Origin of the sequence: Chitinophaga sp. ARDCPP14 (genome assembly GCF_051362515.1) — a bacterium.
Lineage (GTDB): Bacteria > Bacteroidota > Bacteroidia > Chitinophagales > Chitinophagaceae > Chitinophaga.
In genome coordinates this window covers 131,074-154,577 of sequence record NZ_JBKIXB010000014.1, presented here as the reverse complement: position 1 = coordinate 154,577, position 23,504 = coordinate 131,074, and the positions used below count along the sequence as shown (strand labels likewise).

The following is a 23,504-nucleotide window of genomic DNA, read 5'->3' as shown; positions in this document are numbered from 1 at the left end:
GTTGAATGCATTTAGAATCCCTGCCAGTTGATCCATGATTTACCATCCCGGGCGCTTACCATGTCGTAGGTAAGGGAGCTGGTTTGTACCAGGTAAAAGCCCATCGGATCGGCCATCAGCGACCTCGTTTTATTGATAGCGGTTCTGTCGGCGGGCAACTTGCCATATAAGCCGTTATCATTAAAAATGATCCTGCCATCCGAAGTAAAGGTGGGTGCGTCGTAGCCGGGACCATAAGAGATCACATTTTCGCCCGTTTCCTGCTTCACAACAAAACCGAGTAAGTCCAGGGAAGTACCGGGGCCGTCTATCTGGGGATAGTAAGTGAGGAAAGCATAAGCTGGCAGGCCGGTGATACCGCAGGCGTCGTCCTTTCCATTTACATGGAAGCCATAATAGGTAGCCCAGTAGCTTTCGTTCTGCAACGCGTACCGGTACCATCTTTTGGGAGCTGCTGCATCAATCGCCAATGGCGTTACCGTTTCCGTGATGGCTGCGGGTTTACCGTTTACCGTGAAAGTAATGGCGCCATTTTCCCACTTCACCTGGTCGAAACTATTAATAGTGATGGTGCTGTCGGTAAATGCCGGCATCAGGGAAATACCTGTTGCCGTGTATACGTAACCGGTAGAAGCCTGTTTTACCTTGCCGTTGGAGATCCAGGTAAAATTTACCTGGTGCAGGTAGGGATTGATACTGATATCATACCGGTTGCCGCCTGTGGTAAACTTGTGGAAATAAGTAAGTATAGCGCCGATGCTATCGATGGAGCGATTAATACGGTGCTGGAAATAATTATCCTTATCCTGCTGCGTAGCTTTCACCAATATGGCTTTACTGCCATGGAAACGGCCGGTCAGCCAAACGGTATCGCCCGCGGCGCCATTAATAGCAAATTCAAAATCGGAGCCAAGGCCCTGGCCGTATTGGCCGCCATTCTGACCAGCATCCGGATCGGAAAGCACATGCAGGTAGGAATAGGTATCAAACAGCAGGCAGGGTTGCTGCAATGCTTTCAGTCGCCAGCTGCTTTCGCGCATGGTTCCCGTGCTGGGGGCATCGAAGTCGGAAAACATCTGCACCCGGTTAGCATCAGAGAAACTAAAGTAAAAGCCAAATACACTGCCCGGAACGCCGGCAGGATATACGAAAGCTTTCCAGCCATAAGGCGCCGTTGTGAGCACCTGCTGGTACCGTGCCAATGTATCATTGATACGTTCGTCCGGTGATTTATCAAACAGCGGATCTGTTTCCTTTTTACAGGCAAACATCCCGGTGATGATGAAGAATAAGCAGATCAGATTATTTCTCATACTATTATTTTTACTCCTCCGGAGTCTTTCGTTTTAATAGAGTAACTGATTAATTTCTTTCCTGGTACGGGTTTGAAGGCTATAAAAATTGATATGCCATACGGTGAGGAAATAGCTGACTACCATTGCCTCCTTCTGGCGCAGCCTCGACTGCGCCTCTGCTTTGGTTACGCCGTTGATGCTGGTTCCTTCCGGGATACTGTTCACGATGGCATCAAAGCCCTGCTTTCCTTCTACCAGCATGGTAGATACCATTTCCACAAAGTCCTCGTCAAAGGCCGACATCGCGTAGGGCGTTACAAAGCCATCGCGGCGAGCGGCCATATCGGAGATGTTGTTCCAGTTACCGGTGTAAAAACCCGCGCAGATGCGTTTGAACTCCACCGGGTACATCACTGTTTGGTGCAGGATGTGTCCGAACTCATGTTCTATGACATGGAACATCTGTTTCACGTTGGCGGAGTCGGAAGGTTTGTAGCCTTCCATCGACTTTGTGAGGAAATCGTTTACCAGGTACAACACTACCTTCCGGCCGCCTTCTGCGGTGCCAAGGGTGATGGTGCCGTTTTCATTCCAGCTGGCGCTTCCGGAGAGAATAAAATACTTGGGGCAATACTTTTTAAAGAAGAGAGCGCCCGCTTCCGCAATGTAGGTGTCCATCCATACCTGCCGGATGGCCGACATCACCGGGATTATTTTCTCTTCTTTAGGGGGTACCAATGTTTTGTTGAGTTCAAACTCGAACTGGTCCCATTTATATTTCACGGCAATATTAAAAGGCACGGTAAGGGTATCGTGCAGCCATTTATCCAATGGAGAAGCGGCCCAGGTATCTCCGCCGAGGCCGGGAATATCTTCCACATTGCCCAGGTCTTCTTTTTTGCTGCAGGCCATCAGCAAGCAAAGAGGGATGATGAGTAAGAATGCTTTCATTTGTGTATGTATTAATTTTGGTACTATCGCTATTATTATCTTGGATTCAATGCTATTCCTGAGGTAGTGGCCGACGCCGGTATCTGGAACAGGCGGCGGTTATCATCGGCTTTCAGCTCCAGTACTTTTCCTTCGCGGGTGGTGTGCACCACGGGGATCTTATACCGCTGCAGATCGAACCAGCGCTGGCCTTCCTGCACATACTCCGCACGCTTGAAGTCAAGGATGGTGCGGATACAAACCGTTCTCGCATCGCTGATACCGTAGAAATTCTGCATAGCAGCCAGGGAAATATTATGCAGGGAGGCATTATAATTCCGGATACGTTTGCTGGCAAACAGGTTAAGATCTTTTAGTACGGCGCTGGTGTTGTTGAGATACACATTGGCCTCTGCACGGTTAAACAATACTTCTTCCGTGGTGAACAGCGGTGTCATTACGTAGGGCTGACCAATGGTAGCATTCACGGAGTTCTTTACAAAGTACTCAGAGAGCTTTGGCACAAAATAATCCTGTGAGCCGTAGTAGTATAACGGGTAGGACCAAACGCCGCCGGTAACATTCCTGCCCAGGATGAGCGCTTCATGCTGGAAGTCGAGGTCATACCGGAGCCGGCCCGCATTGCGGCCCCACAGCGAAGGCGCTTCCACGATCAGCAGGTTGGCTTTTTCGTTGGCATTGGCATAAATATCAAAGATCTGCGCCGGCGACATGCTGCCATATGTGGTATTCCACAGGCGCATGTTGGAGGCCACATCATTGTTTGAAAAAGTATTGTCGGCATAGGCTACTACTTTCGCGTAATCTTTTTTATACAGGTAGAACCGGGTGGCGAAGGCATAAGCAGCGCTGCGGTTAAAATGGAAACGGGGTACGCTGTAGGCGTCGTCACTGATCAGCGGCAACCCGGAGAGCAGGTCTTTCTCCACCATGTCATACACATACGCCACTGTTTTGCGTTCGTATTGTTTCATTACCACGGTTTCCGGTACTGTTACGTATGGTATTCCCGGATCGTTTGCAGCGGTAGCCGCATCGTAGGTTTTGGCAAAAATATTTACCAGCATAAAGTGGGCATAGGCTCTTGCCAGCAGCGCTTCGCCCCGCTGACGGGTATAAGCGGCCGGATCGGCGGCCTTTTCACAGGCAACCAGCGCCTGGTTGGCTGCGGCGATAGCAGTGTAGCAAGCCCTCCAGTAAGCTTCCGGAGAGTCTTCCTCTATCCATTGAATGTCGTTAAACAGATAGGCGTCACCGTTAGGGCGGTAGTACTCTCCCACTCCCTTGTCGCCCACATTATCTGACATGGCTTCACACATCGTGATGTAACTGGCCTGCGGATAAGCAGTTCCCAGCAGCTTGCTCACCTTTACTGGCGAGCTGAGATCTGTCCAGGTACTGTCTGGTACCTGTTCCAGGTATTTTTTACACCCTCCGGTGACAAGGGCCATCAGTGCAAATGCCCCGATGATGGCAGGCTTTATTTTTCGTTTATTCGCGGAGGTTATATAGTACATTGACATAGTGCTTCTTTTTAAATACCTACTTTCAATGAAAAAGTGAATTGTTTCTGGATAGGCTGTGCCACGCCACCAGCGTTGAAAAACTCGGGATCCTGACCCTGCAGCTTTTCATCGGCATAGATCAGCCATGGATTAATGGCAGCAGCGCTTACAGCCACATTGCTTAATCCTGCGCGTTTGATGATTACACCCGGCAGCTGGTAAGTAAGTGACACTGTTTTCAGGCGGATGAAATCTCCTTTCGCCACTCTTTCGGTAGAGTAGTTATAGTTATTGTAAGGGTGAGCGCCTCTCAGCAATATCTGCTCAAAAGCATCCAGCATAGAGGGAACACCTGTTTTGCTTTCATCTCCCGGCATTACCCAGCGGTCATAAAACTCTTTAGGCATCGCATCGAGGTCTGAATAGGAAGTTTTGAAAGCCGGGTACAGGCGGATTTTATTTCCAAACTGGTAAGTGAAAAATACATTCAGTGATAGCGCTTTATAGCGGAAAGTATTGGAGAACCCGCCGGTAACCGGTGGATCAACCGGACCTTCGTATACCAGGTGGGCTGTATTTAATGATTGCAGGTTTACATCGCCGCTGACAGCACCGTCCTGGTTGATAAACACCGGAGAGCCTGATTTAGGATCAAGCCCGGTGTATTGCAGGGAAAAAAGGCTGTGCACAGGATAGCCTTCGGTGTTACCACCTTCTGCCACCACCAGGTCGAAAATACCGGGGATATTTTTTGCATTGGTGATTTTATTGACGCTGTATCCGAGCGTAACGTTCGATTTCCAGCCCCAGTCTTTACTACGGAACACATCTCCGCCTATCATCACTTCCACCCCTTTTGAATCCATATCGGCATAGTTGGCCGCCTTAAACATTTCACCGCCGATACCGGAAGTTTTGATGCGGCTGATCAGGTCAAAGCTTTTACGGGTGTAAGCGTCTATGCTGAAGTTGAGGCGACCATTGAAAAAGCCTCCGTCAACACCGATGTTGGTGGTATATAATTTTTCCCAGGTGAGTTCATCATTCTGCAGGTGCGACAGGCGGATCACTGACTCCACTTCTGTGAGGTGAGGCCTGTTGGTATTAACGGTCTGGTATACGATGTTTGAATTGGTGGCGGGTCCCATGCTGGCGGTTAAGCCGTAGCTGGCACGCAGCGTGAGATAGTCCAGCTGGCGGATACTGGCCGCAAAAGGCTCCCTGTCGATGTTCCAGGAACCGGCTACGCTCCAGGTGGGCAGCCATCTTGCCTTACGGGATTGTCCGAGGCGGTTGGAACCATCGTAGCGGCCGGTGGCTGTAAAGTTATACTTGTTGTTATAGGCATAGGTGCCGGTAGCATAGAAAGCGGCGAAGCGATCATAGTCCCTGCTCATGCCAAAGTAAGGGAAGTTACTTTCAATGGTTTGTTTGAGAATGCGGTAGTCAGTGAAAGTGGCGCCGCCATTATCGTATTGGTAACCGTAGCCGGTATTGGAAGCGTTCTGGCGGTCGGCATATTTTACCTGCTGACCTACCAATACGTTGATATTATGTTTCTGGGCGAAGGTGTCGGAGTAGTTGAGGCCATTGCGGAAATCATAGTTCAGCAGCTGGTCTTCCGTACGGTTATAGAAACCGCCGGCGGGCAAAACAATTACCGGTTGTGCATCGGGATTTTCCGGATCGCGGTAAAGGAATTTATTCCTTTCCGCGATGGTAGCATTACCGGCAGCGCGGTAAGCATTGGCCATGTTGGCATTCTCTGCAATCTGGTGTTCACGGGATGATTTTACATACCTGATAGCACCGGTAAATTCGTAGCGGATATTTTTTGTCAGCTTGAAAGTCAGGTCGCCCTGCAGGCGCAAATCCATCATGTTCAGGTCGAGGTAATTATTTTTCAGTTCATTGATGATATTGAAGGGAGCATAGTTTCTTCTGAAGTATTCCAATTGTCCATTTTGATCATAGGCAGTAAGTGTACGGCTTGTATTCAGCGAGTAGCTGAATGGGTTAATATCGAAATCGCGGTCGTATTGTCCTTCCACAGGGTTACTGCTGCGGGTAAGGGCGCCGGGCGCTTTCTGACGGCGCACAGAAGCCAGTGAGGAAAATCCGGCAGATAACCGGTCTGAGAGTTTGTAGGTATTGCGGTAGTTCAGTGTGTAACGGGTTACTTTATCCGCGAGGGTCCAGCCGTTATCACTGTAAAAGCTGGTAGAAAAATAAGATTGTGATTTATCCGTACCGGAAGAAATGCTGAGCGAATGTTCCTGTACGAAGTTGTTGCGGAAGAGCAGTCCGAACCAGTCGGTATTGGCTTTCGCGTAACGCAGTAAAAAAGCCTTCTTACTTTGCGGATCGTTTTCTACCGGGAAGTTGCCATTTCCATCTGCATCCAGTTGTTCATATAACTTTCCGAATACGCCGATATCAGCGCGTGAAAGGATATCTGAGTTAAGGATTCCTTTTCTTTCCAGTTCTGCCAGTACAGACATCTGCTGACCGGAGTTCATGATATTGAAGTTATTGTAGTTGGGTTTCAGCTGCGTACTGAAGTTGCCGCTGTAGTTAATAACGGGCTTGCCTGCACGACCTTTTTTAGTGGTAATTACGACTACCCCGTTCATGGCGCGGGCGCCATATAACGCAGCAGCTGCGGCATCTTTCAGAATGTCGAAGCTTTCGATATCGTTGGAGTTGAGGCCGGCAACTGCGGAACCGAGTAGAGTGGTGGGATCGCCGCTGGAAAGCTGATCATTGGAAATATTTACCACGTCTTCCAGTACTACGCCGTCTACCACCCATAATGGCTTGTTGTCGCCATTAATAGAGGTAGCACCGCGGATGCGCACTTTGGGGGCGGAGCCGAAGGTACCGGATACATTCTGGATGGCAACGCCGGCTACTTTACCTTCCAGCATGCGACTAACATCTGTCATACCATCGATCCTCACATCTTCTCCTTTCAGCCGGGTAGCGGCGCCGGAGAATTTAGATTTATCGATGCTCTGGAAACCGGTTACCACCACTTCCTGGAGGCGGGTAGGTTTTTCTTTCAGTATGATGGTAAGCGTGCCGCTTCTGAATTCCGCCACGCTGATTTCTTCTGTTTTATACCCGGTAAAATTAAATACCAGTATAGCATCGTTGGCGATCTTCTTCAGTTCAAATACGCCTTTATCGTTGGTAGTCACTCCGCGGGAAGTTCCTTTGATCATGATGCTTACGCCGGGTAAGAGTTCCTTCTTTTCATTGGTCACCACTCCTTTTACATCTGTAACAGGAACGTTGAGCTTTAGTAGTGTATTCGTTACCGTTAGTTGATTCAGTTTTTTGCCGCTGTCGTGTTTGATTACTACGCGGTCGTACATCACGCTATAGGAAAGGGAATAGGGCGTAAGCAGTTTATTAAGCAGGTCGCCTACTTTCTCGTTGTGTGCATTTACGCTTACCTTATTCACATCCAGGGCTTCATTGCCTACATATACAAAGGAAACTTCTGCGAGGCTGCCTATTTTTTCCAGTGCGTCTTTAAGGATGACATTCTTTAGTTCGATCGTAATTTTTTTATCAAGAGCGTCCTGCAAACCGTTGCCGGCGTGGGCTTGCGTTACTGCCAGCAGGAGCAGTAAGCAATAGATGAATGATAGTTTTCTTCTGAACATAATTGTTTTTTATTGGTTTCGTTCGGCCATAGGTTCCCCGTTCCGGTTTTTGGACAAAACCGGGCAATAAAGGGCCTTCTGCGTAAGCAGGGTGTTTTTCAATCAACTATATCATGGCAATATATTAGCCGGGCGGTAAGGGTATTACTTGTATCATGTACAGTTTAGTTTGGTTGAAAATAATTCTACGGTTTATTCACGGTAAGTATTGGCAACAGGTGGCCCTGTGATCAGTTTTCGTGATCACTAGTTAACTAACCAGCATGAAGTTCTTTCAGGCTAAAAGGCCACCAGGATAGTATACCAGACTGAAATTTCTATTCTCTTAAATTTTGGTTCAGCTTTGTTGATAGCAGTTTCTCATTTGAAATATAGTTTGGTTAACGATATAGCGGTCGTTATTTTACTTACAATTTCCACCAACGATGATATATCCTTTATTGATATTATCTTTTTTGACTCTGGCATCTAATGAAAAAGCAATTAACGCAAGTGCTTTTTCTAAATCGTCCACTGTATTAAATGATCCGTAAAACCTGCACTGTGCCGATCTTTGGTCGGTTATTACCGGCACATTGTAATATCGCTGCAGGTCTGTTGCCACTTTTGACAACGGATCTCCTTTGTAAATAAATTTGCCACTCGTTTTCTGGGCAAAGAATTTGGCATCTTCTGTTCCGTCCTGTAACAACAGGTCCTGCGAGGCCGGGTTGTATACCGCGGTTTTGTTGGCTGTTAGTACCAGTTGGCCGTTTTTATGCGGTTTGCCTTCACGGGTATTCACCTGCACCATTCCTGATACCACTACTACCCTGGCGGTATTGCCTTCGTGTACTTCCATGTTAAAGGAGGTACCTAATACGGTAGTATTGATCAGCGAAGAGGAGATGATAAAAGGGTGCTTTGCATCGTGGTTGATTTCGAAGAAAGCTTCTCCTTTTAATATTACTTCACGATTTTTTTTATCAAACACTTCCGGGTAGGTAATGCTGGAGCCTTTCTCCAGGTGTACCACTGAACCGTCGGGCAGTTTCACGGTTTGCCGTTCTGATGTGGTGGCAAACACTTTTTGCTTTACGCGGTCGTGCAGTAGCATGTACCAGGCGGCTCCTGCCAGTAACAGTACGGCGGCGGCCGCTGCTGCTTTATATTTAAACAACCGGAAGATTCCTTTGAAAGAACTATCTGCAACGCCTATACGCTTATGAAGGTTATTCAACATCCTGTCCGACAGGCGTTTATCTAATATATGCTTTGCCGTTAGGAGGTCGGCCTCAAAATATTCGGCGGCTACTGTTTCCAGTTCTGAAAAATCATTGGTATCCAGGTATTCTACCATCCACTCCTGCTCTGTGGCAGTCCATTGATCTTTACTTAACAGCTGTTTGAGATATTCCTTTCTGTTGGGCACTAGCGTGATGGTTTAATCTAAATACGCGCAGTTAATAAAAATGGGTGGGTCGTTTTTGAACTTTTTTTGAAAAAACAAAATATTAATTAAAAGATAATATGAAATAGGTTTATCTGCTTATGAATCAGGGTAGCTCAGGAACAGCATCAGGAGCACAATGTATTTCTGATCGCCGTTGCGCTGCATATAGTCGTTTAGCTTGATCATGGCGGCAGACAGGTGTTCTTTTACTGTATTACGGGAGATGTTCAGTTCATTGGCTACTTCTTCATAGGTTTTACCTTCCAGTTTACAGCGGGTTACGATGGTTCTTTTTTTAGGAGATAGTTTTGAAATCGCCTGTTCCAGTAAATGATATTGTTCCTCATCGATATTTTTGCGCTCAATGGCTACCGCATCATCCGTATCGGTTTGGAAGATATTTTTGTGGAAAGCCTGTTCACGCAGCTTTTTCCTTACAAAAGACACACACATATTAAAGCTGATCACAAACAGCCAGCCGCTCACAGACTGGTCTGGCTCGATATCCTGCCGTTTTTCCCACAGGCGTGCGAAAACATCCTGGAGAATATCTTCTGTAACCACATCATCTTTCACAAACTTGAAAATATTCCGGTATACAGCGCCGTGATACTTCCAATACAAACTATCAAAGGCGCTTACTTCGTGGTTTTGTAACCGCACTACTAATTCAGCATCTGGTATATTCATATCTCTTCTTTTATATAAATCATATCGTGGAATATAATTTATATGGCTAGAAAAAAGCCAGGTCTCCCAAAGGCAATGGCCATCTATTTTGCTGCATAAATTAGTAACAAATATTATTATTTTATAAATAAATTCGCATTAGCTATAATTATAAATTATTACACACCGGCAGAGAGCAGTGAAAACATTGGCTGGCAGGGATTTTCGGGATATATGGGAAAGATGGGAACAGGAATTTCTGGCACAGACAGCTTCTGCCAAACATTAAAACAGGGTAATAATTACTAATATGTCGGCTTTATACAGGCGTTACTTCGTAGTTATTCCATTCCCACTGCAGCAGGGATACAATAATCGGCACAAGTCCCTCTCCTTTTGATGTAAGGCTGTACTCCACATGTGCCTGAGTATCTGTATATGTTTCACGAAGAATAATCTCCTCTGCTTCCAGTTCCTTTAAACATTGCGCAAACACCTTTGCAGATACATCGCCTATAATAGCATGCAGTTGACCGAAGCGCATTTTACGGTTACGTAATGCGTAAATAATAATAGGTTTCCACCGTGATCCGATGATTGATTTTGACCGTTTGATCGGGCAATCGCTGTATTTCGTTAATATCTTATCTTTCATTTGTACTTACCTTAAGGTAACTGGTATTGCTCCAAAGCCGCTGTAAAATTAAGCATTTGGTTGTTGCTTTGCGTAAAAGAAATATTCAATGAATTACGCATCATTTTTTACACCGTTTCAATACAGAGGTCTTCACCTGAAAAACCGTTTTGTGATGGCGCCCATGACACGCGCGGCGTCGCCGGATGGCATACCCACCCAGGCAGTAGCTGATTATTACGCGCGCCGCGCTGCCGGAGAAGTGGGGTTGATCCTCACCGAAGGCACCGTCATCGACCGGCCAGCCTCGAAGAATGAAAAAGACATTCCCAATTTTTATGGAACCGCCGCACTGTCAGCATGGAAAAATGTAGTGGACCACGTTCATGCACAACAGGGCGTTATTGCCCCACAACTATGGCATACCGGTGACGCTCCCGGCATGAGCGGATGGACGCCGGCTGCACCAATAGAAAACCCTTCCACCATGTCGGTAAGCGATATTGAAGCCACTATCGCCGCATTTGCCAACGCCGCCAAATCGGCCAAAGAAGCCGGGTTCGACGCCATAGAACTCCATGGCGCACATGGCTACCTCATCGACGAATTCTTCTGGGACAAAACCAATTCACGCACCGACGACTACGGCGGCAAAACCATCAAAGAAAGAAGCCGCTTTGCAACCGCCATCGTAAAAGCCATAAGGGCTGCAGCAGGTCCCGACCTGGTGATCATCCTCCGTGTATCACAATGGAAAGCCACCGATTATAACGCAAAGCTGGCGCACAATCCAAAAGAAATGGAAGACTGGATCATTCCACTCGCAGATGCAGGTGTAGACATTTTCCATGCTTCGCAAAGGAGATACTGGGAACCCCAGTTTGAAGGGTCCGATCTGAACCTCGCCGGCTGGATTAAAAAAGTGAGCGGTCAGCCTACCATTACTGTCGGCTCTGTAGGCCTCTCCGGCGATGTAATGGGCGCCTTCTCCGGTGAGAACTCAGACGTGGTTACGGATATGCGCGAACTGGAACGTCGCTTCGAACGGGGCGATTTTGACCTCGTGGCGGTTGGCCGGTCAATTTTGCACGATCCTAACTGGGTGAAGAAGGTGAGGGAGCAGCAGTTTGATCAGTTGAAGCCATTTGATGCAGCGAGTATGAGGACGTTGTATTGATGGGGATTGAATAATAAGTCCCCGGCTGTTGGCCGGGGACTTATTATTTATGTGGCACGGTGATAGAAATAGCATCTTCTAAATACAACTTTTATTCGATTTTAAACATGCTGCAACATTATTACATTTGCGCCATGTTTAATTCCTGTACCCGGCGCCGGCCTCAAAATGCCGGGCATTTTGTACCCGTAGCAATAACCCTGCTGTTAGCCCTGCTTATGCAAACAGCCTTTTTACATGCCCAATCCAACAACAGGGCAAATTATCAACTGCTTTGGCGCATTGATGGCCCCGGCCTGCATGCCCCCTCGTACCTCTTTGGCACTATGCACCTTACTGACAGGCGCGTGTTTGAGTTTAGTGACTCCGTGCTTACAGCATTACGTAACGCCTCAGCTTTTGCCATGGAAGTGGATATGGATTCAATGCTGGCGTACATGTTGTCGCCCGGAGGCCCCTTGCAGGATACCGTTAACCATATGCGTCACTTACTGAACAACGAGGAGTACCACTACGTAGACAGCCTGGTAAGGGAAAAGACGGGTTCTCCCCTTGAGCAACTGAAGCTGAAACGCTTATGGTTTCTCGAAAAACTGCTCGTGGATGAAGAAGGGGAACTCAATAAAAATGCCGGTCCTAACCAAAAACCGGAAAACATTTTCCTGGATGGCTGGTTACATCAGAAAGCGACCAGGCTTAATAAACCGGTGCATAGCCTCGAAAGGATACAAAACCAGCTGGGTGTTATGAGCGCGGATGTTTCGGAAGCACAAAAGGAAATATTCCTGTGGAGTATTGGCTACCAGCCCGCCGGCCAGGCTGATGCGAAAGACAGAACCGACCGGCTCGAAGCACGGGTAACCCATCTCAATGAACTCGCAGACCTGTATTATGAGGGCGATCTGCAGAAGATATCAAAGCTCGTGAATAGTTGGGGAGATCCTGAGGATGGTCCCAGCCTGGAAGTCCGGAACAAGGAAATGGTGAGCAATCTTGTTTCAATGCTCAACAAAAACAGCATTTTCGCCGCGGTAGGCGTCGCCCATTTACCTGGTGAAAAAGGCATGTTATCCTTACTTCGTGAAAAAGGATATACTGTTACCCCGGTAAGCGCCAAGTTCACCGGCGAAACACGTCGCCAGCGTCAACAGCTGGACAGCCTGAAAGGATACTCGCTGAACAGGATGGCAAATGGTTACAGCATTGTGTTACCGGGTGTGCCTGTGGTATATCCTTTGCCCGGTGTAAACGGCAAAATGTTCGTCGGAGGTAACGATGTGGAAGCAGGATTTGCCTTTTCGATGGACATTCCCCAACTGGCAATGGACCGGAGCCAGCTGGTGCAATCTATGATCGCGAACATGGCAGCGCAGGATGATGCGGTATTGCAAAAATCCTATCCTATCACCTACCGCAACATGGCAGGCACAGAGGCCATCCTGCTGCAGAAGAACCTGCCTTTCTATGTACGGGTTTTCATTATCAACAACAGGGCGTTTCTATTTATGCACAGCTCGGAGGAAGCAGACAGCAGTAGCAGAAAGGACTTTTTCCGGTCGGTGCGTTTCTACGATATTGTTCGGCCTGAAACCAAATATGATACGCTGTATCAGCCTCAACTGGGATTTTCTGCGCTTCTGCCATCTGAGCATAATCACATGAATATTGGTAATAAGAAAGGCATGCGGCCCGAAGAAGTGTATTCTGCATTGGATAACGCTCATAATATCTCTTATGTGCTGCGTGTAGAAAAAATGCAAAGGGGATATTATAATACTGATGACAGACAGGTGCTGAAAGACCTGCGGACATCGATATTGCAGCAGGACAGCACATTACAGCTGACCGACTCTGTTTTAACGGAAAAGAATGGTCTTCCACTATACCAGCTTACCTATCAGCATAACAATGGCTTTATTTCCCGCTTACATTATATTCCCAGGGGGAATTTGGCATATTGCCTGCTGACAACCTATGATGCTGCTCACACAGATAGCAGCTACTGGCAACATTTCCTCTACGGCTTTCATATTCTTCCTTTACAGCCGCGAGCCCCGGTCGTAACTTTTGCACCTGCAGACAGCAGCTTTATAGTAGCCGGACCAGATAAGTTTACCGGTGGACCTCTCGAACAACAATATGAATCATCGTTTGTTAATGCCAACTATTATACATCCATGGATAGTGCTTCTCTTTCGACATACCTGATAGAGATAGAAAAGTATGCTCCTTATTATCACAACAAGCCTGACAGTCTTCTGAAAACTTACATACATAGCATAGACACGACCTTTGTTGTGATGGGCAGCCGGAAATATTCGCAGGATGGTTTATCTGTATACGAAGTTGATCTGAAACGGCGGAATACCGGCTTGCGGTTTTACCGGAAGGCGGTGATTGCCGGCCATACCATTTACCGGTTGTCAGCAATTGTACCGGAAGAACTGGCTGCCACAGGATATGCCCAGCAATACTTTGCTTCTTTTCATCCGGGCAGCCGGGAACGGGCAGATACCCTCCACCTGCAGCAGAAGAAGCTATCCATGCTGTTGAAGGATCTGCAAAGTTCCGATACATCAGTATTCTATCAAGCCAGTGACTACCTGAACAACCTGCATCCCGACAGCTCGGATATTGGACCTATTATAAGTGCATTAAACAAACCTTTTCCTGCAGATACAGGCGCCAGCAATGCAAAGGTGCGGTTGCTGCTTTCATTGGAAAGTGCAACCGGTGATACCGTCGTACATGCAGCCGAGAAACTATTTGCGGCCACAGAGAGCATTCAGCAACGCAAAAATATACTGCGCTTTATAAACGGCATTCCTTCAGATTCGGCTGTCCTCACCTTTCTGCGCCTGGCTCCCGAGCTGCCCGCCAATACGCCGTTTCCCCGGAATATTTTTGCTTTTTCATTCAGGAATGATAGTCTGTATGAAAAGTACCTCCCTGCCATGATTAATCTTGCCGGCCGCTCGGAAACTTTCCTGTATGCCTTTACCGCATACACCAGCGATGACTCTTTATGGTACGCTCCCCGGTTCAGTCAATATAAACCTGAACGTCTCCTGCCGGGCACAACACAACTATTTAAGCAGCAGCTGCAAAAATGGAAAAGCCGCCAGGCCGATTCAGACAGCAGCTGGTATTGGGAAAACGACTTGCTGTATACAGGCCGGATACTTGCTCTACCGGGAATGCCTGCTTCCGCCACTGAAAGCTTCCACGAACTCCTGGCAGATACCACAATGTCGCTCTGTGCCCTTGGCGCACGCGGGTTAATAAGCCGGGGCGTCAAAGTAAACGATAAAATCCTCCGCAATATTCTCTCGGATTATAGTGCAGGCTATTCGTTCATCGGGGAATTAAAGCAACAAAAACAGTTGGCATACATCCGTCCTCTGCTTACCCAGGAGCTTCTGGGGCGCAGTTACATCGCCAATTACCTGAGCGACGACTATACCGTGACGGCCATTGAACAGGTGTCCCGTGTAAAGGTACAACCTACCGTATCGCTGATATTGTACCGTTTCAAAACTGATGGCAGCGACGACTGGGAATATGTTTTGAACGGACCTTATTCCGTGGATCCTGCTAAAATTAATTTTGAGCCCGTGTTTATGTATTGGATGGAGGGGAAGAATGTAGTGGATAAGACGAAGCTTAATGCTGTGGCGACGAAAGCTTACAGGGAGTATTTGGAGGAGGGAGAGGAATGAGGATTGCGGGGAGCATTGAATTGACTGGTTGATGATCGGGTTGTTACCTACAATTTTCGGTTGCCGTCGTGAGGTTTGCACATAACTAAACAACCCGGTCAGTGACCGGGTTGCTTTTTAAACCAATAATAGTGTGGTCTTCCATCTTTTCCATTAGATCCAATAATGGCAAACATTGAATCATTCTCATTGTACGGCGAGAAGTCTATGACGACTGGTGTGTGTTTAAATCGCAATTTGCCAGAGCTTTCAAATCCACATGTCCCTGCATCCCAAACACCTACTGTATCTTCTAAAAAAGGAACCAATCTATTAGCGTGAAACGTAGAATCAGGCTGAAAGATAATCACCACCCACCAAATGCGTAGAATCAGTTGATTCTTGACCCAATGTGTCATTTGGCACATTATACAGATATCGTCCTATCCGATTAAAATGACATTTCTTTCTTACTTCAATTTCATTCAATCCACAAGAATACGCACTGTATCGGGCTGATGTTCTATTACATCCACTTCTCTTCACTTCTTTGGAAATAGCCTCATCTAAAAAAAATAAAACCTACAAGTGAACAAAAAACAAACATATTATTGATAACCCTTAAAGCTCGATAAAATATAAGCAATAGCAAATGATTATTATTCGGGTGTACTTGCTAATTTGGTCAAACAACTTTCTAACGCTGAAATATCTTTTGAGCTATTCTTTCCTCTATGTTCATCAACGATCCGAAAGGCCTGTAAAGCTCCATTAAGAAAGGCTTTATATAAGTCGTTCTTTTTGCAATCAATTCTTGATAGCACGTTCCCATTTGACAGATAACTCAATAGGCAAAGTTCCCTGTTTAATGGCGTTACATCTATACAACTATCTGATTCTAAATATGGTAATTTAAAACCTTTACCTGCATTAATTTCGTCAAGAAAGTCACACAACTGCCCATATATCCAATATGGATAATCCCAATCCTTAAAATCCAAAACCCTCAGTCCATTAACTGATATTATTAAAGCTCCCGGAATATACATCAGATGCCCATCTTTAAACCACTCAACATTATCTTGTACAAGTTTGTCATTCTCAAGGGAAAAAAAATCTTTCGTTTCCAAAAGCCGTCCGTTCACCCCTCCTTTGATATTTGCTTTTCTCAAATAATTTTCAATGACTATCATAAGTCCCCATGTTAATTTCAAGATTTTAATTTTATATCTCCTGTAGTACCAATAATGCTATTTACTATAGCATCTGCGGAAAAATTTGACGGAAGTGCTTGGGTAGTGTGACTATACCTCATCTCCCCTGCCACCACCTGGAAAAACCCCATACCACCCCGGCCAGCCCCAGCAAAACAATACTCGTATACGCTACATACTGTACCCCTGCCCTGGCAATAGTCATACCTCCCAGCGTGGCGCCTATAGTAACCGCCAAATTACCACAGGAAGTAAAAATACTGTTGACAAACTCCGGTGACTCCGGCGCCGCGGAAGTGACATTGATATTACTGATCAGGAAACCACCGGTATGAATAAATCCCCACACAATAATAACCATCACCATCGGGATAAAAAAACCGCCGGCTACATACAACAACAGGTGCGCCAGCGATAGCAACAAAATAAACATAATAGTGGTAAGTGAAATATTCCTGCTCAACATTTTGCCGGCCACCCAGTTGCCGCCAACGCCCGCGACTCCGAAAATAAGCAACATAACACTGATTTCGCGGCCATTCATTCTGGTGATGCTGTTCAGATAAACAGCCAGGTAACCATAGCTCGCGTACATAGCAGATACCATTAAACAAGCCAGCAGCAATTGTATCCATAATACCGGTTTCTTTAAAATCTTTACCTGGTCACCAAAGGTTGCCTTTACACTTACCGGCATCGGCGACAACCATAAGCATAAACCAAGCAGGGAAAATCCATTTACTATGGCGCATAAAGCAAAGGAGGCCTGCCAGTTAAAAACATCCGCTATGAATGTGGACAATGGCACGCCCAATACACTCGCTATGGTAAAGCCGCCAAAAACAATTCCCACTGCTTTGGGCGAATCTGCTGCAGGTACTGCTCCCGCTGCGGCAGACAAGGCAATAGACCAGAATACAGGGTGCAAAAATGCGGGTAATATTCTCGCAAACAACAATAAAGGGAAATTAGTTGCCAGCGCCGACAGGATATTCGAGATCGTAAAAACCATCAATACAAACACCATCGCTTTCTTCCGGTCCACGCCCGAAAACAATAAGGTCATAAACGGCCCGAATACGGCAATTACCAGTGCGAAAGCACTCAACAGCCAACCAGCCTTATCTGCTGTGATCTGAAAATGGGAGGCTATCTGCGGCAATATGCCAACTACGCCAAACTCTGTGGTAGCAATACCAAATACCCCTAACGCCAATAAATAAAGGGTGCGTTTCATCCTGCTTTGCATGTGTAAATTTTTATGCAAATTTGCAGGACCATAACATTGTTATTGGCATGTACACTTTTAAGTGTGATACTCACCTTTTTGAAAGCATCTTATTTGTCAACGATTTAAAAGTCCTTGCTACCCACCCAAAAAAACTTCAGGAAAAAGTAAAATCCATACCAAACCTTCGTTTTCGTTCTATTTTTTACTACCCCATTGCCGCACTTTGCACCCAAATTGAGCTGCATGGATCAGAATACCACACCTTCTTATACGCTTCAACAGCTAGTGCTTTATTTTCTCCGCCTGGGCGCCTTGGGCTTTGGAGGCCCCGTGGCACTGGCCGGCTATATGCACCGCGACCTGGTAGAGCAACGCAAATGGATCACTGAAGAAGATTATAAAGAAGGCCTGGCACTGGCCCAACTCGCCCCCGGACCACTGGCGGCCCAGCTGGGCATTTATATCGGGTATGTCCATTACCGCATCCTCGGCGCTACACTGGCCGGACTGGCATTTGTGCTGCCATCGTTCATCATCGTAGTGATATTGGGTTACATCTATACCCAATGGCAGGGAATCCCCTGGATGCAGGCCGTATTCTATGGCGTGGGAGCGGCCGTCATAGGCATCATCGCTATGAGCGCCTGGAAGCTAACACGTAAATCAATCGGCGCAGATAAATGGCTGACAGGCATCTATCTCCTTACAGCTGCTTACACCATTTGGAAAGAAAATGAAAACATATGGCTTTTCCTCGGGGCGGGTATTATTTACTGGTGGTTGAAATCCCCCGGGAAGAAAATATCCTTCCTGAAAAAGAAGCCGGCAGATCTTATCAAATCGTTATCATTTCCTCTCCTGTTCAATGCTTCTCTTACTACATCGGGCAACACCCTCTGGCAACTCCTGCTGTATTTTACGAAAGCAGGCGCACTGGTTTTCGGCAGCGGCCTGGCCATCGTTCCATTCCTTTATGGCGGCGTAGTGAAGGAACATGCGTGGCTGAATGAGCAACAGTTTATGGACGCCGTAGCTGTTGCCATGATCACGCCCGGACCTGTAGTGATCACCGTAGCATTCATTGGTTTCCTGGTGGCCGGCTTTGCCGGCGCCTGCATAGCTGCATTGGGCACCTTCTTTCCCTCTTATATCTTTACAGTTGTACCGGCGCCCTATTTCAGGAAATACGGGAAACATCCCGGTATCAAAGCATTTGTAGATGGCGTTACCGCCGCCGCTATCGGCGCTATCTCGGGCGCAGTGATTGTGCTGGGTAAAAGGTCTTTAACCGATGCCTATACCATCGCTATCGCCATTATTACGGTGGTGATAATATGGCGATTTAAAAAAGTACCGGAGCCGTTGATCATCCTGGCAGCAGCAGGCATCGGACTTTTGCTGAAAAATATCCAATGATTGTAATATCTTAACGGGAGAATTCCCACCAGAAAGACCGGCACCATACTTTTAAACAGTTTGATAAATGAACGTTTACCATAAAAAGATGCTGATCAGCGGCTGTTTCATCACGCTGTCATTATCTGGTATAGCACAGCAAAGAACTATCCGCATCAAAGAGTTACTATCACTGGTACAATCGCAGCCACAGGTGAAAGCATCGGAACAACAATCCCAGGCCGCGCAATACAATGTGCGTATGGCCCGGAATTCACTGATGCCGGAGCTTACCGCAGGATACCAGGCAGGATATGCCACCTACAACAATATTACCGGCATGAGTTATCCCGGTTTGTTTTTACCGATCAGCGGCCCTCCATCTGCCGGGAATACCTACGACCCCGTTCCCGGTACGGCATTAACCGCCCTGGTAAAATGGAACCCGCTCACCTTCGGCCAGCGCCAGGCCGCCGTTGAAAAAGCCATTGCTCAATATAAACTGGCAGGCAGCTATTACAATGAAGCGCTTTTCCGCCAGCAGTACTTAGCTATATCCACTTACCTGGATGCGGTGTACCTGCAGAAATTACTACTGAGCTACCAGTCGAATATTGAACGCACCCAGGCCGGCCTGCAGCAATCGCTGGTGCTGGCTCAACAGGGACTACGCCCCGGCATTGATACCACACAGTTCCAGTCGGTGCTGGCACAGGCCCGGATGGACCTGATGACGGCTCAACGGCAATACTATGCACAACTCACTGAACTCAGCCGCCTGGCAGACCTGCCGGGTAAACCGGATGATATTTTACTGGCAGATACATCGCTGATAAACCAGTTCCCCTCCGGCGCCGATACTACCACCAACCTTACAGCACATCCTTCTTTCCAATATTATCAAACAAAAAAAGAAGTAAGTGAAGCAGCACTGAAAGAAGCCGGACGCGCATGGCGCCCCAAACTGGATCTCTGGGCAAATGCCTATGCCCGCGGCTCAGGTGTGGATGCTGCCGGTAATATCAATAAGGCCGACGGCTGGTCGCTTTCCCATAAGAACTATGGCGCCGGTATCCAGCTTAGCTTCCCGATACTACAGTTTTCACAGGTAAATCTTCAGAAAAAACAATACCGGTCACTGTTAAAATCCGATGAAGCACAACTGGACCAGGTAAAACTGAACCTGCAAAAGCAACAGGAAACCGCACAGTTTAATTACGACCAGAACCTGCTGATTGCACGCCAGGCGTTAATACAATCGCAGGCAGCACGGTATGCTTTCGACGGACTGAAACTCAGCTACGAAAGCGGACTGGTAGATTTTACACGCCTGATGCAGGGACAATATGAACTGCTGAAAGCGGAAACAGGTGAAGCCGGTGCATTCCTCCAGGCATGGCATGCTTTACTGGAACTGGCTACGGCAAATGGCAACCTGAATGTTTTTACAGATAAACTGAAATAACGATCCATTCTTTATGAAACTAATCATTTCGGCATTAAGGCATCCCGTCACCATACTGGTAGCTGTTATTGCCATCCTCTTTTTTTCCTTCCTCTCCATCCGCAATGCCAGGGTGGATATATTCCCGCGCCTCGGACTGCCCGTGGTATATGTTGCCCAGCCTTACGGGGGGTTGTCGCCCGAGCAGGTAGAAGGTTTTGTTACTTCTTATTATGAATACCACTTTCTATACATCACCGGCGTTAAATACGTGGAGTCGAAAAGTATACAAGGCGCGGCCCTCATCAAAATAGAATTTAATGAAGGCACTGATATGAGCCAGGCAATGGCAGAAGTAGTAGGCTATGTGAACAGGTCCAGGGCATTTATGCCTCCCGGTACCGTGCCACCATTTATTACGCGCTTTGATGCTGGCAGCGTGCCGGTGGGACAACTCGTATTCAGCTCCGACAGCCGCTCGCTGGGAGAAATATCAGATCTGGCGCTGTTCCGCGTGCGGCCTATGTTTTCAACACTGCCAGGCGTATCTGCCCCACCGCCGTTTGGTGGTAACCAGAAAACAGTACTGATCACCATAGACCCGGAAAAACTGCGCGGGCATAACCTCTCACCGGACCAGGTGGTACAAACCATCGCGAAGTACAATACTATTTCTCCTGCGGGCAATGTGCGCATCGGCGATACCACTTACATCACGCCGCAAAACAGCGTGATCGAAACATTACAGGACCTGCAGAACACGCCGCTGCAATCCGGCGCAGGACCGGCGGTATATGTGAAAGATATTGCCAACGTTACGCTGGGATCTGATGTAACAACCAGCTATGCGCTGGTCAATGGTAAACGCTCTGTTTATATCCCCGTAACAAAACGCGCCGACGCTTCCACCTGGGAGGTAGTGCAACGGGTAAAAGCGGCACTGCCTGATATGCAGGCGGCCATCCCGGAAGATATAAAAGTAACCTACGAATTTGACCAGTCCGGATACGTGATCAACTCCCTGAAAAGCCTGTTGTTTGAAGGCGGACTCGGCGCACTGCTCACCGGCCTGATGGTATGGTTTTTCCTGGGCGACAGGCGCAGCGCGCTCATCGTGGTTATGACCATCCCGCTGGCATTACTTTCGGCAGCCACACTGTTATACCTCGCCGGTCAAACCATTAATATCATGACCCTGGGAGGACTGGCCCTATCAGTAGGCATCCTGGTAGATGAAGCCACGGTAACCATTGAAAATATTCACCGGCACCAGGAAGCGGGTAAAAATAAAGCACGCGCCATTGCAGATGCCTGCCGGGAAATAGCGGCGCCAAAACTGCTGATCCTCCTGAGCATCCTCGCGGTATTTGTCCCCTCCCTGTTTATGAACGGCGTGCCCAAAGCCATGTTCCTGCCTTTATCACTGGCAGTAGGCTTCGCCATGATAGCTTCTTTCCTGCTATCGCAAACTTTTGTGCCGGTAGCGGCCAACTGGTTGCTAAAGGATCATCAAACCCAACAGAACACCGGCTTTTACCATCGCCTGCAACAGCGGTATACCAACACCGGCCAACGCTTTCAAACCGGCTTTGGATGGCTTACCACCCTGTTCCTGGTAGTGTCATTGCTGCTCGTGGGAGTGTTGTTCTATTTTACCGGCACGGAACTCTTCCCGCAAACCGACAGCGGCCAAACACAAGTTCGTTTACGCATGCCCGTAGGCACCCGTTTTGAACGTACAGAAGATGCTACCAGGAAACTGTTGCGACTGTCCGACAGCATTGCCGGCAAAGGGAACACCGACATCACTTCTGCCTTTATTGGCACACAGCCGTCCAGCTTCCCCGTAAACTACATTCATCTGTGGACCGGTGGCCCGCATGAATCAGTAACAAAAATAAAGTTGAATAAAGATGTGATTCCGATAGCTGTTTTCCGGGAGAAATTACGCGCAGCCGTTGCAAAAGAAATTCCGAAAGCCACGGTTTCATTTGAACCGGGCGACATCGTGGAACAGGTGCTGAACCTCGGCAGCACGAACCCCATAGAAATAGCTGTGGTAAACCGCAACCTCGCAGAGGGCAGGAAAACAGCGCAGCAACTGGTACATCAGCTGTCGGCCATTCCTTCGCTGCGGGATCTGCAAATTGCCACACCGCTGGATTACCCGGCCATCAGGCTGGAAATAGACCGCGTAAAAGCCGGACAGCTCGGCATCTCCGGCGAACAGGCCGCCCGCTCTGTTGTTACCGCTACTTCCTCCAGCCGCTTTACGTCGCCTAATTACTGGCTCGATAAATCGACCGGAACCGCCTACCAGGTGCAGGTGCAATACCCCGAATACCGGATGAACAGCACCGCGCAACTGGAAGCAATTCCGATCTCCGGCGGCATTGGAAACACCCACTACCTCAGTGAAATAGCCACGTGGAAACGCACCGTTGTTGCCGGTGAATACGACCGCCTCAATCAGCAACGTTATATCACCATCACCGCAAACATCCACCGGCAGGACGCCGGAACCGTGTTTAATAAAATAAACGGCATCATTTCCGGCATGGGTAAACTGCCCAATGGAGCAAAGATCCTGCTTCGCGGACAACCACAACTGTTACAGCAAACGCTTACCAGCCTGCAGTTTGGACTGTTGATCGCTATCGTCGTGATCTTCCTGCTGATGACGGTTTACTTTCAATCGTTCCGCGTGGCACTGGCAACCTTGTCCATTATACCCGCGGTGGTAGCAGGTTCCCTGCTGTTCCTTTTTATTACCGGTAACACGCTGAATATCCAGTCGTATATGGGCGCCATCATGGCGGTGGGCGTGGCCATTGCAAACGCCGTGCTCTTTATTACCGGTGCAGAGTATAACCGGAAAGAAGGGATCGAGGCAGGTCATCTCCGCGCAGCGGAAACACGCCTGCGTCCCATCGTGATGACCAGCGTCGCAATGATAGCAGGCATGATCCCAATGGCAGCAGGCCTCTCCGAAGGAGGCGATCAAACCGCACCACTGGGCATCGCAGTGATCGGAGGCCTTTTATTTTCAGCCATCAGCGTATTATTTTTCCTGCCGCAGGTGTACCAGCTGATCGTTGGAAGAAGGAAATTTGTGGCGGTATCTTTAGATCCGGATGATGTAAACAGTATTCATCACGACAAACAATCTTAAAAAATAAATTTAATCA

At 47.7% G+C, this 23,504-nt stretch carries 14 protein-coding genes; 5 read left to right on the top strand and 9 right to left on the bottom strand.

Features of this window, described 5'->3' with window-relative positions; genetic code table 11:
- Positions 1 to 11: 11 nt before the first annotated feature.
- The 7 genes from ACLHR0_RS28805 to ACLHR0_RS28775 all read right to left on the bottom strand — a co-directional run bounded on the left by ACLHR0_RS28805 (position 12) and on the right by ACLHR0_RS28775 (position 10,178).
- The gene (locus ACLHR0_RS28805) at positions 12 to 1,313 is read right to left on the bottom strand and encodes a DUF4302 domain-containing protein (protein WP_436491293.1); all 1,302 of its coding nucleotides are present in this window, start codon (positions 1,311 to 1,313) and stop codon (positions 12 to 14) included.
- Between the two features lie 33 nt (positions 1,314 to 1,346).
- Positions 1,347 to 2,246 carry a zinc-binding metallopeptidase gene (locus tag ACLHR0_RS28800; RefSeq protein ID WP_370910112.1) on the bottom strand — a complete coding sequence of 300 codons (900 nt, stop codon included), beginning with the start codon at positions 2,244 to 2,246 and terminating at the stop codon, positions 1,347 to 1,349.
- A gap of 35 nt (positions 2,247 to 2,281) precedes the next feature.
- Entirely contained in the window at positions 2,282 to 3,769 is a 1,488-nt protein-coding gene (locus ACLHR0_RS28795) for a RagB/SusD family nutrient uptake outer membrane protein (protein WP_436491291.1), read from the bottom strand.
- A gap of 11 nt (positions 3,770 to 3,780) precedes the next feature.
- Complete coding sequence (locus tag ACLHR0_RS28790; protein WP_436491289.1) at positions 3,781 to 7,422, bottom strand: SusC/RagA family TonB-linked outer membrane protein; 3,642 nt, start codon at positions 7,420 to 7,422, stop codon at positions 3,781 to 3,783.
- A gap of 403 nt (positions 7,423 to 7,825) precedes the next feature.
- Positions 7,826 to 8,833, bottom strand: a complete 1,008-nt coding sequence (locus ACLHR0_RS28785) for a FecR family protein (protein ID WP_436491287.1) — start codon at positions 8,831 to 8,833, stop codon at positions 7,826 to 7,828.
- A gap of 117 nt (positions 8,834 to 8,950) precedes the next feature.
- Positions 8,951 to 9,544, bottom strand: a complete 594-nt coding sequence (locus ACLHR0_RS28780; RefSeq protein ID WP_370910108.1) for an RNA polymerase sigma factor — start codon at positions 9,542 to 9,544, stop codon at positions 8,951 to 8,953.
- Between the two features lie 298 nt (positions 9,545 to 9,842).
- On the bottom strand, positions 9,843 to 10,178 hold the full coding sequence (locus tag ACLHR0_RS28775; RefSeq protein WP_429047375.1) for a winged helix-turn-helix transcriptional regulator: 336 nt from the start codon (positions 10,176 to 10,178) through the stop codon (positions 9,843 to 9,845).
- An 88-nt stretch (positions 10,179 to 10,266) separates the two neighbouring features.
- Here ACLHR0_RS28775 and ACLHR0_RS28770 point away from each other — a divergent pair, with 88 nt between their 5' ends.
- Positions 10,267 to 11,334: an NADH:flavin oxidoreductase gene (locus ACLHR0_RS28770; RefSeq protein WP_436491285.1), complete on the top strand. Its 1,068-nt coding sequence runs from the start codon at positions 10,267 to 10,269 to the stop codon at positions 11,332 to 11,334.
- Positions 11,335 to 11,441: 107 nt separating this feature from the next.
- Positions 11,442 to 15,053 carry a TraB/GumN family protein gene (locus ACLHR0_RS28765; RefSeq protein WP_436491283.1) on the top strand — a complete coding sequence of 1,204 codons (3,612 nt, stop codon included), beginning with the start codon at positions 11,442 to 11,444 and terminating at the stop codon, positions 15,051 to 15,053.
- 638 nt (positions 15,054 to 15,691) lie between these two features.
- On the opposite strand, the gene ACLHR0_RS28760 is transcribed toward ACLHR0_RS28765, so the two are convergent.
- Both ACLHR0_RS28760 and ACLHR0_RS28755 read right to left on the bottom strand, forming a co-directional pair.
- Positions 15,692 to 16,246, bottom strand: a complete 555-nt coding sequence (locus ACLHR0_RS28760; protein ID WP_436491281.1) for a hypothetical protein — start codon at positions 16,244 to 16,246, stop codon at positions 15,692 to 15,694.
- A 97-nt stretch (positions 16,247 to 16,343) separates the two neighbouring features.
- On the bottom strand, positions 16,344 to 17,495 hold the full coding sequence (locus ACLHR0_RS28755) for an MFS transporter (RefSeq protein WP_436491279.1): 1,152 nt from the start codon (positions 17,493 to 17,495) through the stop codon (positions 16,344 to 16,346).
- 225 nt (positions 17,496 to 17,720) lie between these two features.
- On the opposite strand from ACLHR0_RS28755, the gene ACLHR0_RS28750 reads away from it, so the two are divergent.
- The 3 genes from ACLHR0_RS28750 (at position 17,721) to ACLHR0_RS28740 (ending at position 23,488) form a co-directional block, all read left to right on the top strand.
- Positions 17,721 to 18,893 carry a chromate transporter gene (locus ACLHR0_RS28750; RefSeq protein ID WP_436491277.1) on the top strand — a complete coding sequence of 391 codons (1,173 nt, stop codon included), beginning with the start codon at positions 17,721 to 17,723 and terminating at the stop codon, positions 18,891 to 18,893.
- A gap of 67 nt (positions 18,894 to 18,960) precedes the next feature.
- On the top strand, positions 18,961 to 20,337 hold the full coding sequence (locus tag ACLHR0_RS28745) for a TolC family protein (protein WP_436491275.1): 1,377 nt from the start codon (positions 18,961 to 18,963) through the stop codon (positions 20,335 to 20,337).
- Positions 20,338 to 20,350: 13 nt separating this feature from the next.
- Positions 20,351 to 23,488, top strand: coding sequence for an efflux RND transporter permease subunit (locus ACLHR0_RS28740; protein WP_436491273.1), 3,138 nt, complete (start codon positions 20,351 to 20,353; stop codon positions 23,486 to 23,488).
- Positions 23,489 to 23,504: the final 16 nt, after the last annotated feature.

Excerpts from the sequence above, each read along its gene's own strand:
- ACLHR0_RS28745 (WP_436491275.1), top strand. The coding sequence starts at position 18,961 with ATGAACGTTTACCATAAAAAGATGCTGATCAGCGGCTGTTTCATCACG.
- ACLHR0_RS28775 (WP_429047375.1), bottom strand. The coding sequence starts at position 10,178 with ATGAAAGATAAGATATTAACGAAATACAGCGATTGCCCGATCAAACGG.
- ACLHR0_RS28780 (WP_370910108.1), bottom strand. The coding sequence starts at position 9,544 with ATGAATATACCAGATGCTGAATTAGTAGTGCGGTTACAAAACCACGAA.
- ACLHR0_RS28750 (WP_436491277.1), top strand. The coding sequence starts at position 17,721 with ATGGATCAGAATACCACACCTTCTTATACGCTTCAACAGCTAGTGCTT.
- ACLHR0_RS28805 (WP_436491293.1), bottom strand. The coding sequence starts at position 1,313 with ATGAGAAATAATCTGATCTGCTTATTCTTCATCATCACCGGGATGTTT.
- ACLHR0_RS28800 (WP_370910112.1), bottom strand. The coding sequence starts at position 2,246 with ATGAAAGCATTCTTACTCATCATCCCTCTTTGCTTGCTGATGGCCTGC.
- ACLHR0_RS28795 (WP_436491291.1), bottom strand. The coding sequence starts at position 3,769 with ATGTCAATGTACTATATAACCTCCGCGAATAAACGAAAAATAAAGCCT.
- ACLHR0_RS28755 (WP_436491279.1), bottom strand. The coding sequence starts at position 17,495 with ATGCAAAGCAGGATGAAACGCACCCTTTATTTATTGGCGTTAGGGGTA.
- ACLHR0_RS28790 (WP_436491289.1), bottom strand. The coding sequence starts at position 7,422 with ATGTTCAGAAGAAAACTATCATTCATCTATTGCTTACTGCTCCTGCTG.
- ACLHR0_RS28765 (WP_436491283.1), top strand. The coding sequence starts at position 11,442 with ATGCTGCAACATTATTACATTTGCGCCATGTTTAATTCCTGTACCCGG.
- ACLHR0_RS28770 (WP_436491285.1), top strand. The coding sequence starts at position 10,267 with ATGAATTACGCATCATTTTTTACACCGTTTCAATACAGAGGTCTTCAC.
- ACLHR0_RS28740 (WP_436491273.1), top strand. The coding sequence starts at position 20,351 with ATGAAACTAATCATTTCGGCATTAAGGCATCCCGTCACCATACTGGTA.